Source organism: uncultured Campylobacter sp. (assembly GCF_937973075.1).
Lineage (GTDB): Bacteria > Campylobacterota > Campylobacteria > Campylobacterales > Campylobacteraceae > Campylobacter_B.
In genome coordinates this window covers 1-12,936 of sequence record NZ_CALBWL010000015.1, presented here as the reverse complement: position 1 = coordinate 12,936, position 12,936 = coordinate 1, and the positions used below count along the sequence as shown (strand labels likewise).

The window sequence follows — 12,936 nt, the reverse complement described above, 5'->3', positions numbered from 1 at the left end:
TTTACCGAGCCGAAATACATGTCGCGATGGGTAAAATCGGATAAAATTAGATAGGTGCAAGCTGAAATTTTAAAATAGCGGCGGGAAAATTTTAAATTTCAAACCTAGCTAGGAATTCCGGGCTCCGCAGGGCTTAAATTTTTAAAATTTAGGCCGTAGCGGCTCAATCGAAATTTTAAAATTCAGGCGGGTCGTATTTAAGGGCGCATGTGCGGGATAGCGCATTAAATTTTAAAATTTTAACAAGCAAATGGCGCTAAATTAAATCGGGGCGGTAAAATTTTACGCTAAAATACGGCGCGGCGATATTTTGAAATTTCAAAATGCACGCTAAGCTTTACAATTTAAACTCAGATGATTCTGCAAATTTTGCGACTATTTGAGAAAGTGCTAAGTTTTAAAATTTAAGCCCAAATGGCTATTTTAAAGCATATCGCAGGGCTTAAATTTTACGCTCTGAAATTAGGAGAAAAGATTGGAAAATAGAACTTCATACACGATAGTAGGCGCATTTGTTATGATTTGCGTCGCGGCTCTTACGGCATTTATGTGGTGGATGCTTACAAAGACTGATCGCAGCGAGAGCTACCGCTCCTACTATATCCACACAAAAGAGCTTCCAGTAGGCATTAAGGAGAATTCCGAAGTTAAATTTATCGGCGTAAATGCGGGCATAATCAAAAGCATCGACTTTGCCGATATCGAAAATGCGATTATTGAGATTGAAATTTCGGTAAAAAGCAAGCTACCGATCTCGCAAGATAGCGTCGCTAAGGTAGAATCTCAAGGCATCAGCGGAATCGCGTTTATAAATATCACGAAAGGAAGCGGCAAGCTTTTCCCGCCGAATGATAAAAAGCCGATAATTGCGCTGGATAAAACGCTTCTTGATAAAATCGGCTCTAAAGCTGAAGTCATCACCGATAGCGTGAGTGAGATGATCTTTAAGATTAATGGGCTGTTGTCTAAGCAAAATACCGATAAAGTGGATAGAATTCTATCTTCGATGGATAAATTTAGCGCTGAGCTAAGTGATGAGAAAAAATTCCAAAGCCTAGATGCGCTGCTTGCTAACGTAAATACTCTCATAGCGAATTTAAACGAGCGCGAGAAGGAGCTAGACGCGCTGCTAGATAATCTAAACGCTTTTGCCGTGAGTGCTGCCAATCTATCGAATTCGCTGGATAAAACCGCAGGTATCATCACTAAGCGTATCGATCGCGGCGAGTACAATCTAAAAGCGATCTTGGATCCTACGCTTGAGGAGGCAAAAAACACTCTTGGCGAGCTAAAAAAATCGCTTAGAGAATTCCAAGGCGCGATGTTTAGGCTAGAGGACAATCCTTATGATTTCTTTTTTAAAGACACTTCTAAAAGCGCGGATCGCGACGATAAAAAGGAATAAAGATGAAAAATTTTATAAAGTTTACGCTTGCTGCGACGCTGGCGGCGATATTTTTAGGCGGCTGCTTAGCCAAGCAGGCTAAGCCATACACCTACTACGAGCTGCGTTATGATCAAAAGCGCTGCGTAAATCCTAGCGGCGTGCGCAAAAATATCTTTATCGACACCATTACGGCGACAGATCTCGTCGATAGGCGGGATATTTTAATAGTGGATTTTAGAAACCGAACGCGGTTCGCAAGCGACGCCAAATTTATCACTATGCCTAGCGAAATGGTATATAAGGCGCTACTTGATGCGGCATTTTCCACCTGCTCGCTAAATCCGATCTTCGTGCCAAAAGAGCGGGATTTGCGCCTAAAAACCAGTATCGTAGCGCTTCAGATTAATAACGATCAGGCAACCGTCACGATGGGATATGAAATTTTAAATTCTTTAGAAAGCATAAAATCAGGCATCGTCACTAAGCGCGTTTTCGTGCCTGATCCTAGCTCGCAAAGCATTTATAATGCTCTAAATTTAGCGCTTAATGAGAGTATAAATGAAATTTTAAAGGCTCTTAGATGATAGCGGCGATCGAAGGGATTATAACGCGCAAGGAGCCCACTGCTTGCGTCATTAAATGCGCTAGCGGCGTGAGCTACGCCCTTTCATTGTCATTAAATACCTCCGCGAAGCTCACGCAGGGCAGGCTGACCGAGCTTGCGTGCGTTCAAATTCTGCGCGAGGATGCCGATTCGCTGTATGGGTTTTTAGACGAGAGTGAAAAAAGGATGTTTGAAACTCTAATCAAGCTTAGTGGTGTAGGTGCAAGCACGGCGATGGCGGTTTGTTCGACCCTCGCTCCGCAGGATTTCGCGCGTTGCGTAGCTACGGGGGATGCTGCGACGCTAACTTCAGTTCCGGGCATCGGCCCAAAGACTGCTAGACGGATCATTGCCGAACTAGGCGATGCGAAGCTAATGGAATTCGGTCCTAGCGAGACTTATAAAAATGAAGCGGCGTCCGCGCTACAAAGCCTTGGATTTAAGCGCGATAAGATCAATCAAATCTTAGCAGGATGCAGCAGCACGAATACGTCAGATCTTGTCAAAGAGGCGTTAAAAAAATTAGCGTAGAAAATAAAATTTGAAGGAAAACAATGAAATTTGGCTTAGTTTTTGGAGCTCAAAGCTATGAGCACGAAGTAAGTATCATCTCGGCAATTGCCGTCAAAAATGCCCTAAAAGGCTGGGACTTGGAGTTTGTATTTTGCGATAAAAATCGTAAATTTTACCGCATTGAGGATAAAAATATGCGCGCGGCATATTTTAAGCAGGGCGGCTATGCTAAAGCAAAAGAGCTTAGCATCGGTGCAGGCGGATTTTTTGAGAGCGGAATGTTTAGCAAAAGCATGCTAGAAGTCGGCACATATATCAATCTAATCCATGGCTGCGACGGCGAGGATGGCAAAATGGCGGCGCTATTTGAGTTTTTTGGCATCCCTTACATCGGCCCTCGCATCGAAGCTAGCGTTCTAAGTTATAATAAAATTTTAACCAAGCACCTGGCCGCAATCGCAAATGTAAAAACCTTGCCGTATGAGATCGTAAATCGTACTAGTCTGCCTAATTTTAATTTTCCGATCATCGTTAAGCCCGCTCATTTGGGCTCTAGCATCGGAATTTCGATAGCCAAGAACGAAAGCGAGTTTAGCTACGCGCTGGATCAGGCTTTTGAGCTGGACGACAGCGCGATCGTAGAGCCATACTGGGAAAACGTAAAGGAATTTAATCTCGCAGGCGCTAAAATAGACGGCAAAATCGTATTTTCAAACATCGAAGAGCCGAAAAAAGAGGGCTATTTAAATTTCGAGCGTAAATATTTGGATTTTTCGCGTAGTGGCGCGATCGAGCCCGCTCGTCCTGGCGCTTTATTAGAGAGTAAGATGAAAGATGCCTTTACGCGGCTTTATAACGCAGGATCATTCGATGGCGCGCTAATTCGCTGCGATTTTTTTGAAAAAGAGGGTGAAATTTATCTAAACGAGATAAATCCAAACCCTGGTAGTCTCGCAAACTACCTATTTGACGATTTCTCCGAGGTCTTAGCAGCTCTTGCTTCGTCGCTTCCGCCGATGAGGCAGATCCCTGTAAGCTATGAGCTGATCACCAAAATCACCGCTAATAAGTAGCCAATCATTTAAAATTTTACGCTAAATTTTGCGTAAAATTTTACTCCAAAAGGTCGAGTTATGATAAATCAAGACGAAATTTACACCGCTACCGAGATCGTGCGCAACTTCAGCACCGTTTTAAACAAGATCAAAAACCAAGAGATTAAAAAAGCCCTGATCGTTAAAAACAACAAATTCGAAGCTGTGATGATCAGTATGAGCGAGTTTGAGCGGCTCGAAAAAGCAGTCGAGCTACTCAAGGCCGTTTACGCCAAAAGGAGCGGCGGTGGCGAGTAAGGAGCTCGTCTGCGGCGGCGAGAGCTACAAAATCAGCTACGAAATTTCAAATTTGCAGCGTGCCGAATATATTTTGGTGCTGCACGGTTGGGGAGCGAACAAGGCGCTTATGTCTAGGGTTTTTGCGGATAAATTTCGCCGTTACGCGCTAGTGTGCGTTGATCTGCCGGGATTCGGCGCCAGCTCGCAGCCCGTGCGTGCCCTTGGTAGCGAGGATTATGCGGAGATTATGCGCGCCTTTATCGCGGCTTTGGGCAGGCAGCCCGCAGCGATCATGGGGCACAGCTTCGGCGGCAAGATCGCCGCGTTGCTGGCTCCGCGCAATCTCATACTGCTAAGCAGCGCCGGTATCATCGAGCCCAAGCCCTTTACCGTGCGCGCCAAAATCGCGATTTTTAAAATTTTAAAAAGACTTGGACTGGCGGGGCTTTGGCGCGCATTTGCGAGCAAGGACGCCGCAGGTATGAGCAAGACGATGTATGAGACGCTAAAAAACGTCGTAAATGAGGACTTCCGCGATATTTTTTCCGCGCTAAGCCCGCAAAAAGCACTCATCTTTTGGGGCAAGGACGATCGCGCCACTAGCCTAAAAAGCGGCGAGCTGATCCACTCGCTCGTCAAAAACAGCAAATTTTATCCGCTGGCGGGAGATCACTTTTTCTTTTTGCAAAGCGCGGATTTTATCGGCGAGCAGATCGAAAAGGAGCTTAGCGGCAGCTAAATTTAAAGATTTGGCACCGCTCTAAATTTAAAGCGAAACGCGATTTGGTGTAAATTTTAAAATTTGACCGCGAAATTTTAGCGCTGCTAAAAATCGCGCTTTAGATATAAAAACAGATCGTGCGAAAGGCAAGAGCGGGCGCATTTTAAAAAGCGTTTCAATGCGGCGCTTTAGTGCAGTTCTCCCGCGTTTTAAATTTTGCAATCTGTTTGCGTCAGAGATCGCAAACCAAAGCATAAATTTAAACATAAAAGCCGCGCACGTGCGCCACATATTTAAAATTTAGCGGCGTAAAATCCGCTCTTTGGGCGCATAGTATAAAACGCAAAGCCCAAATCACAGCGTGTCGCGTTAAATTTTAAAATTTTAATGCGGCAGCGGGTCATTTCTGTTCCGCGTTCGCGGCAGCCGTATAAATGAGGTGAAACCGCGTGTGTGTATCGTAAAGCAGACGATTAAATTTGGCCGCATAGCTGCGTCATGTATTTGCCGCGATACAAGGCCTATGTGCCGTAAATAATGCAAATCATCGCGCGAGATAGGGCTCGATGTCGCAAGATACGCAGCGTGCGAAAATTTCAGATCGCGAAAGATAGATACGGCGCGGTATCGAGAACGCAGACGCAGCGCGGCGGCAGTAAATTTATCTAGCGCGGCTCGTGCAGCCAGCATGAGAGAATGAATTTGCAAGCTAGCGAAGTTTGCAAAAATAGAATTTGCAAAGCGAAAATTCGTAAAATTTGCAAATGACGCCGAATGCCGGTTAACCCGAGCTTGCCGCGTTTTGCCCGCACAGGCTCGCAAAACAGGCGCCTAAACTTATAAAAAGGAATTTTAAAAGATGAATATAATATTTTTGATCGCGCACGCGGCATTCGTCCTACTGCTGGGCTTTTATCTGATCACCTGCCTGCAGTGGTTTTCGTACAAGCCCGCGCGCATCATCTTTCACTTCACCAAACCCGCGTGGCACCTCTATTTTTTGATTTTGCCGCTGGCGGCGTATTTCGGCTGCGAGATCGCGGTAGGTCTCGGCGCAGCTAAATTTGGCACTGCATTCCTCTATGCCCTATGCGCCGCTAAAATTTTAATCATCGCGGCCTATGCGCTAGCGCTTTATTTTTGGCAAAGAGGGCTAGATAAAAAGCTCGTCTTTACGCCGCGCGTGAAGCGATTTTTTGCGATTTTGGCGGTTTGTGTGTTTAGCTTTAATGCCGCGTTTTATGCCGCGGGGGGCCCGATTTTGCCGATCTTTTTACCGCTTGGCGCCGCTCTTGTGGCGAGCTTTGCTTACGAGCAAGCGCAGGCTGCGAAATTTAAGGCCGCCGCACGCAAAAAACTAGCCCAGATGCCCTCGCTTACGATCATTCAGATCACTGCGAGCTACGGCAAGACGAGCATTAAAAATTTCTTGTATCAAATTTTAAAAAGCGACTTTCGCTGCTACAAGACGCCGCGCTCGGTAAATACGCTAGCGGGGCTAGTGCGCGACATAAACGAGGCGCTACCCGCAGATACGGAGATCTACATCGCCGAGGCGGGCGCCAGGCTAAGCGGCGATATCGCCGAGATCACCGAGTTTTTGGCGCCGCAGATCGTCGTCGTGGGCGAGATCGGCGCGCAACACATCGAGTATTTCAAAAGCATCGAAAACATCCGCAAAACCAAGCTCGAAGCGCTCACGAGTGCGCGGCTAAAGCATGCGTTTTTGCACAGCTCTACGCAAAAAAGCGCGGACGAGCGCGTCACGATCTACGACGAGGGGCTGGAAATTTGCGGCGCGGATCTGGACGGGATAAAATTTAGCCTTAGCTTGAGCGAGGATGAAAACGGTGCAAGCTGCGAAAATTCTGTGCCGCGCGCAGACACATCCGCCGCAGAGAGCGAAGGACAGGATGATTTGAGCCTAGATACAGGCAGTGCGGCATGCGCGAGAAAAGACAAAAATTCTAAAAATTACGGCGCCGATTTTAACGACGTAAATTCCATATCCTACGCCGAACAAAGCGAGCGAGAATTTTACGAACAAACCGCCCGTGCCGCTAGCGACGATAAAATTTGCGGCAGCAAAGAGCAGGGCGTGCAAGAGGCTCCAAACGAGCGTAAAATTTCAAACGGGCGGAGAGAACTATGCGAGAGACATGAGTTTTTCGCGCCGATTTTGGGCAAATTTAACGCCGCAAATCTCGCCGCGTGCATAAAGATCGCGCGATTTTTAGGGCTTAGCGCAGATAAAATCAAAAGCCGCGTTGCGCACGTCGGCGCCGTCGAGCACCGCCTCGCGCGGCTCGATGCGGGCGGCAAGATCATCATCGACGATAGTTTCAACGGCAATCTAAGCGGCATGCTGCAAAGCTACGAGCTGATGCGAAGCTACGGCGGGCGCAAGGTCATCATCACGCCGGGCATCGTCGAGAGCACGCGCGAGGACAACGAGACGCTGGCCGCCAAAATCGATGAAATTTTTGATCTTGCAATCATTACGGGCGAGCTAAATTCCGAGGTGCTGCAAAGCAAGATCAGTCCCGCAAAGACTATCGTTTTGAAAGACAAGCGCGATTTGCAGCGGGTTTTGAGCGAAAATACGCACAGCGGCGATCTGATTTTGTTTTCAAACGACGCGCCGAGCTTCATTTAAGCGGCTTTGGCGATACGGCTTGCTCTGCTCTGAGGCATACTGCGCGATTTGGCAGGGCGTATTTTTAGGCAAAAGGCTTTGAAGCGGGTATAGTGGGCGATTTAAAGTAGCGCGATCTATCGGGTGATGATTAGTTTGAGTGTGCGGCGCAATCTGTTTAAATAAAAGCCTGTGCGGCTAAATTTCGGCGCGCCGAGATCGGCTTGCGTTTGGTGGGTAAAATTTTAAATCAAAATTTAAAGGAAAGCTATGGATTTACGAGAAAATATGCTAGGGCAGCTGCGGGCGTTAAGCGAGGAGAAGTTGGCGAAATTTTCGCAGCGCCTAATACCCGCGCCGCAGATTTTGGGCGTGCGCACTCCGGCACTTCGCGCGCTTGCCCGCAAAAGCTTCGCCGCTTTGGGAGAGGCGGACGAGGCGCGTCGCAAGCTGCAAAATTACGAGCCCGTTTTTCACGAGGAGTTCGTGCTAAAGGGCTTTTTTATAATGCTTTTGAAGCAGGATGAGACGAAATTCGCGCTTGCGAGCAGTTTTATCAAAACGATGCCTAATTGGGCGGTTTGCGATATGTTCGCTCCGAAATTCAGGGGCGCCGATCTTGCGGACGCGCTGCTAAAGCAGGCTAAAAGCGGCGCGAGCGAGTTTGAGAGGCGATTTTTCTACGTTTATTTTATGCGAAATATGGACGCGATCTCGCCTAAGGAATTTTTTGAAATTTGCGCCGCCGAAAGCGACGAGCGGTACTACGTGCAGATGGGCACGGCGTGGGCGATAGCTGAGATGTTTATCAAGCAGCGCGAGATCACGCTTGCGTTTTTGGCGAGCAGGCGGCTGGCTAAATTCATCCAAAACAAGGCGATATCGAAGATTCGCGATAGCTTTCGCGTAAGCAAAGCCAACAAGGAGGCGCTTTTGAAATATAAAATTTAGCCGCAGCAGAAAGTGGCGGAGGTAGTTAAAATTTCAGTTGCGCGCGGGGCTTGTCAGCCAAAATCGCGAGCTTTAAAATGTAAATTTAAGGAGAGAAAATGTTTAGCAAGGAATTTTTGGAGATTTTGAATTATGAATGCGCCGTGGGTATCGCTACCTGCGCGCAGGGCGAGGCTCATATCAGCAATACGTGGAACAGATATCTCGTCATTAAGGGTGATCGCATCCTCATCCCCGCTGCGGGTATGAAAAAGACGCAAAGCAACGTGGAGGCAAATCCAAACGTCGAGATTAGCGTCGCTACAAAGGAGCTAGCAGGCAGGTTCGGAGCGGGGCGTGGCTTTGTAGTGAAGGGCACGGCGCGTTTTATTGATAGCGGTGCGGAGTTTGAAGAAACGAAGGCGAAATTTCCGTTTGCTACGAGGCTACTTGAAATCACGGCTAGTAGCGTAAAACAGGTGCTGTAAGCCAAGCGGCGCAGTTTGGGTAGAATTTACGGATGAAATTCCCGATGAAATTCCGCCGCAAGCTTTGTGATGGAATTCCGCCGTGAAATTTTATCGGTAGAATTTTAAAGTTAGTAAAATTTTATCGGTGAAATTTCGCTTCGCCGCGAAATTTTAAAGCGGGCGAAATTTTAAAGTTAATAAAATTTCAAAGCCTGCAAAATTTCGAAGTCTGCGAGATCCATAAATCTCGCTCAAATTTTTAGAACTTAAATTTACGCATTGAAAGGAAAAGTATGAAACGATTAGAGGGGAAAATTGCCGTAATCACTGGCGGAAGCGACGGAATAGGGCTTGGCATCGCAAAGTGTTTTGCCGAAGAGGGCGCAAATTTGATCCTGCTCGGCAGAAGCGAAGAGAAATTAAAAATCGCGCAGGAGGCATTGGGCGGTTACGGCGTGAAAGCTTACGCGGTAGAGGCAGATTTGGCGCAAAACAAAACGATAAAAGAAATTTGCGAGCGCATTTTAGCGCAATCTCCTAAGATAGATATCCTTGTAAATAACGCCGGGTTGGGAAAATTCGTACCGTTTGAGGCGACCGACGAAGCGCTGCTGGACGCTCATCTAAACCTAAACGTCAAAGCGCCCTATCTGCTTACTCAGGGGCTTTTGGGCGCGCTTGCGGCTAGCAAGGGCTGCGTGATCAATATCTCGTCGTATTTCGCAAACAGAATGCTCGTGGGGCGCACCACGACGGCGTATTCGATCACTAAAGGCGCGCTAAATTCTTTCACCAAATCGCTTGCCTTCGAGGTCGGCAAACTCGGCATTCGCGTCAACGCCATAGCGCCCGGAAGCGTGCTGACGCCGCAGTTTGAGCGAAATTTAAGCGCGCTTAGCCCGCAGGGGCGCGAGGCATTTGAGCAGATGGTGCAAGATATCTATCCGCTCGGCAAAATCGGCAGCGCGCAGGACATCGGCGAGGCGGCGGTGTTTTTGGCTTCGGATGCGGCGAAGTGGGTCAGCGGCGCGATATTTGCGATAGACGGCGGACTTACGACGAATTAGCCGCGACCGGGCGGAATTTTGGGCGCGGGTTTTGAAATATAAAATTTTACAGAAGCGAATTCCGCCGCGAGAAATTTACTCCGTAGAATTCGCAGCGGCAAATTTGCAATGAAATTTAGCCACGTAGAATTTTACGGCGACGAATACTGCGCGCGAAATTCCGCCGTGGCGAAAGCGCAAAATTTTGCAAGCCGTGCGAATTACAACGTAAATTTTAAAATTTATATTGTAAAATTTTGCGGCGCGCGGTTTGGGCGGAATCTCGCGGCGCAAAATTTTAAGCTGCGATAAAACGGCGCCTGCGGGGCTAAATTTAAAAAGCGGAGCTAGCAGCCGGCTTGAGATAATTAGAAATTAAACGAGATTGGAGAGGGTTTGAGGGTTTTGTTTCTAGCGATTTTAGCGGTGTTTTTGCTCTCTTGTGCGGCGCTATTTAGCTCGTGCGCGGCTCCGCTGGCGCCCGCTGGCAACGCGCTTAGCGTATACGACATCTACTCCGTAGCGCGCGACCGCCGCAGCGTCAGCGAGGTCGCTAGCGACAAGCTCATCCAGACTAAAATCCAAAGCAAAATTCTATTTACCAAAGGCCTTAGCAGCTGGGATTTGGAAGTCGAATGCTTCTACGGCGAGGTCTATCTCATCGGGCTGCTGGATAGCGAAGCGATGCGTGAGCCGCTACTTGCTTTAGCTAGACAAACCGAAGGCGTGCAGCGCGTGCATACCTATCTGCGCGTCAAAAAGCCCGAATATCCGTGCAATTCGTTCGAAATTTTTACAAATTTAAAGAAAAATCTATTTTCCGACACCGATGTTTCGGGCACTGCGGTGCGCGTGGCGATCGTGGGCTGCGACGTGGTGTTTAGCGGCGTGGTGAGCGACATCGAGCACGAAAAGCACGCGATCTGGTACGCGACGCACACGCCGGGAGTTCAGGACGTGTATTCGTTCCTGCGCGTGGTGAAGGAGTAGGGGCTTTGCGGTTAATTTTAACCGCTTCGGTACGGTAAATTTAACCGCTTGCGGCGGGCTAAATTTAAGGATATGCTCGATTTATTTTAGCTCGTTTGCGGGGCAATCAGCGTGCATGAAATTAAAATTTTATCGGCGCGCAAGATAACGTGGAATTTTAAAATTTGGCTCACGAGCGAGAGCATTAAGTAAATTTAAAGCCGCCTCAGACGATAATTTCGCAGATGAAATTTACGCCGCGAGCGCTCGCCGAAAAGTAGCGCCCGGCATTCCGATAAAAAGCGCGCCCTGTTTAAGTGGCGGCTAAATCAAAAGCGCACGCGAGAGCTAAATTTATAGCGTTGCGTTTTTAAAGGCGTTAAATTTAAAGCGAGCCGCCGAGCTAAATTTAAACATAACGCGTGCATTGCGAGCTAAAATGAGCTAAATTCAAAATCGCGCTGCCGTTATCGGCGAAATTTCAGCGAAATGACGCGAGCGCTCGCGCTAAAACATACGATTAAAATGCCCCAAAGGGCGCAAAATTCAGTAAATTTAAGGAGAGAAAATGAGCCAAAGCCAAAATTGTACGTACCAAACCGCGTGCGAGCTGCCTAACGTGAGGCTGATCAAGCACCCGCTAATCGAGCATAAGCTCACGATACTGCGCGATCGGGGGACCGATCCGTTTCAGTTTCGCATGCTCGTCGATGAGATCAGCTACCTGATGATGTTTGAGGCGACGCGCGATCTGGCGCTGCGGGAGGTGAGCGTGCATACGCCCGTGGCGCAAACCAGCGCGTATAAGCTCGCCACAAAGATCATGATCTGCCCGATTTTGCGCGCCGCGCTGGGGATGCTGGATAGCGTTTTTAAGCTTATGCCCGATGCTAGCGTTGGATTTCTGGGCTTTCAGCGCGATGAAAAAACCGCGCAGGCGGAGTTTTTTTACGCCAAGCTGCCCACCGACGCTGCGGAGCGCACCGCAATCATCATAGATCCGATGTTTGCGACCGGCGGCACGGCGATCGATGCGGTGAAATTTCTGCTGAAAAACGGCGTCAAAAAGATCAAATTTATCTCCATCATCGCAGCGCCCGAGGGGCTTCATAGATTTAGCGAGATCTACCCGCAGGTCGAGGTTTTTACCGCGGCGATCGACGAGAGATTAAACGAACAAAAATATATCGTGCCGGGCCTCGGAGATGCGGGAGATAGGGTGTTTAATACGATGTGAAATTGCGCGGCAAAGAACTTTGCGCTGCGTTAAATTTGCGCGGACAGCATTTTATGCGGCGATAAATTGATCGGCAGCAAACTTTACCGGCAATGGAATTTTACGCGACGCGAAATCTATTTATAAATATGCGGGTTGCCGCGGCTCGGAATTTCATCGCGGCAAAATTTGACAAGGCGTGTATTTTTTACAGCGTGCGTAATACATAGTGAGATTTTACATTTTGCAGCGTCGCAATTTTGATGCGTTTTAAAATTTTAACTCGTCGTGGAATTATTTGCGGCATTTTGAAATTTATCAAATAAAATTTGAGCTCCGCGATGTATAGAACACATAAATTTCAAAGTAAGAGAAAGATGAAATAGGGCGGCGAAATTTCATTATCGCCGAATTTTGCCGTAGAATTCTGTCTGCGCAAGATTTTGCGGAGATTTTTACTGCATTAAAATTCTGCGGAGAGCGGGAGCAAAATTTTAAAATTTAATCCCGCAAGTTGCGGCGTAAAATTTTGCAGCCGCCCGCACCGCAAATATCGCTATTTTTAGACCGCCCCTGATCGCGCTGCCACATAGCCCGCGCACAGCTCGCAAAAAAGTCCCATGCAACCACGCCTCTCAATCGCAGCTTCAAACCCCGCTACCGCCTGTGAAATTTATCGAGCCGCAAAATATCGCGCAACGTCCGCGTCGCAAAAATTTACAAATCGTAAAATTTACAAAAATCGCACGGTAAAATTCTTACTTCAGCAATCCGTCAAAGAAGCAGGGCGGCGTACCAGACGTACGCGAGGAGTAAAATTCTTACTCAAATGATCCGCCCGCGCTAAAATGAAATTTTCAAATTTAACGAGCAAAATTTGCCTTACTTCACCAGCCCCGCTTCCCTTAAAAAGCAGCTCGGCTCGTAGCTAACTTTTCTGATCTTATCAAATTTCGCGTAGCTTAGCACCAGCTCGTCGCGCGCCCTGGTGACTGCCACGTAAAATAGCCGCCGCTCCTCCTCTAGGCTGCCGCCCATCGTCATTAGCTTTAGGTTTGGAAAGCGGTTTTGCGCCAGATCGATGAGATAGACGCTGCAAAACTCAAGCCCC

At 47.9% G+C, this 12,936-nt stretch carries 14 protein-coding genes; 13 read left to right on the top strand and 1 reads right to left on the bottom strand.

The window, feature by feature from the left end; genetic code table 11:
* Positions 1-475: 475 nt before the first annotated feature.
* From Q0274_RS01745 to upp, 13 genes are all read left to right on the top strand, one after another.
* Positions 476-1,405, top strand: coding sequence for an MlaD family protein (locus tag Q0274_RS01745; RefSeq protein WP_298027139.1), 930 nt, complete (start codon positions 476-478; stop codon positions 1,403-1,405).
* A 2-nt stretch (positions 1,406-1,407) separates the two neighbouring features.
* Positions 1,408-1,971: a hypothetical protein gene (locus Q0274_RS01740; protein WP_297998030.1), complete on the top strand. Its 564-nt coding sequence runs from the start codon at positions 1,408-1,410 to the stop codon at positions 1,969-1,971.
* A complete protein-coding gene (ruvA, locus tag Q0274_RS01735; RefSeq protein ID WP_298020223.1) occupies positions 1,968-2,522 on the top strand; it encodes a Holliday junction branch migration protein RuvA in 555 nt (184 codons plus the stop codon). Before Q0274_RS01740 ends, ruvA begins: the two co-directional genes overlap by 4 nt.
* A gap of 23 nt (positions 2,523-2,545) precedes the next feature.
* A complete protein-coding gene (locus Q0274_RS01730; RefSeq protein ID WP_298027136.1) occupies positions 2,546-3,577 on the top strand; it encodes a D-alanine--D-alanine ligase in 1,032 nt (343 codons plus the stop codon).
* 60 nt (positions 3,578-3,637) lie between these two features.
* Positions 3,638-3,856, top strand: a complete 219-nt coding sequence (locus Q0274_RS01725; protein ID WP_177389042.1) for a type II toxin-antitoxin system Phd/YefM family antitoxin — start codon at positions 3,638-3,640, stop codon at positions 3,854-3,856.
* Positions 3,846-4,577, top strand: a complete 732-nt coding sequence (locus tag Q0274_RS01720; protein ID WP_298027133.1) for an alpha/beta fold hydrolase — start codon at positions 3,846-3,848, stop codon at positions 4,575-4,577. Before Q0274_RS01725 ends, Q0274_RS01720 begins: the two co-directional genes overlap by 11 nt.
* A gap of 841 nt (positions 4,578-5,418) precedes the next feature.
* The gene (locus tag Q0274_RS01715) at positions 5,419-7,215 is read left to right on the top strand and encodes a Mur ligase family protein (protein ID WP_298027130.1); all 1,797 of its coding nucleotides are present in this window, start codon (positions 5,419-5,421) and stop codon (positions 7,213-7,215) included.
* Positions 7,216-7,464: 249 nt separating this feature from the next.
* Positions 7,465-8,145 carry a DNA alkylation repair protein gene (locus Q0274_RS01710; RefSeq protein ID WP_298027127.1) on the top strand — a complete coding sequence of 227 codons (681 nt, stop codon included), beginning with the start codon at positions 7,465-7,467 and terminating at the stop codon, positions 8,143-8,145.
* A 98-nt stretch (positions 8,146-8,243) separates the two neighbouring features.
* Complete coding sequence (locus tag Q0274_RS01705) at positions 8,244-8,612, top strand: pyridoxamine 5'-phosphate oxidase family protein (RefSeq protein ID WP_297880010.1); 369 nt, start codon at positions 8,244-8,246, stop codon at positions 8,610-8,612.
* A gap of 275 nt (positions 8,613-8,887) precedes the next feature.
* Positions 8,888-9,661, top strand: coding sequence for an SDR family NAD(P)-dependent oxidoreductase (locus Q0274_RS01700; RefSeq protein ID WP_298027124.1), 774 nt, complete (start codon positions 8,888-8,890; stop codon positions 9,659-9,661).
* A 108-nt stretch (positions 9,662-9,769) separates the two neighbouring features.
* Positions 9,770-9,952 carry a hypothetical protein gene (locus tag Q0274_RS01695; protein WP_298027121.1) on the top strand — a complete coding sequence of 61 codons (183 nt, stop codon included), beginning with the start codon at positions 9,770-9,772 and terminating at the stop codon, positions 9,950-9,952.
* 84 nt (positions 9,953-10,036) lie between these two features.
* Positions 10,037-10,630 carry a BON domain-containing protein gene (locus tag Q0274_RS01690; RefSeq protein WP_298027118.1) on the top strand — a complete coding sequence of 198 codons (594 nt, stop codon included), beginning with the start codon at positions 10,037-10,039 and terminating at the stop codon, positions 10,628-10,630.
* A 589-nt stretch (positions 10,631-11,219) separates the two neighbouring features.
* The gene (gene upp, locus Q0274_RS01685) at positions 11,220-11,846 is read left to right on the top strand and encodes a uracil phosphoribosyltransferase (RefSeq protein ID WP_298027181.1); all 627 of its coding nucleotides are present in this window, start codon (positions 11,220-11,222) and stop codon (positions 11,844-11,846) included.
* 861 nt (positions 11,847-12,707) lie between these two features.
* On the opposite strand, the gene Q0274_RS01680 is transcribed toward upp, so the two are convergent.
* Positions 12,708-12,936, bottom strand: a 229-nt coding sequence (locus Q0274_RS01680; protein ID WP_298027115.1) for a 3'-5' exonuclease, incomplete at its 5' end; no start/stop codon positions are given.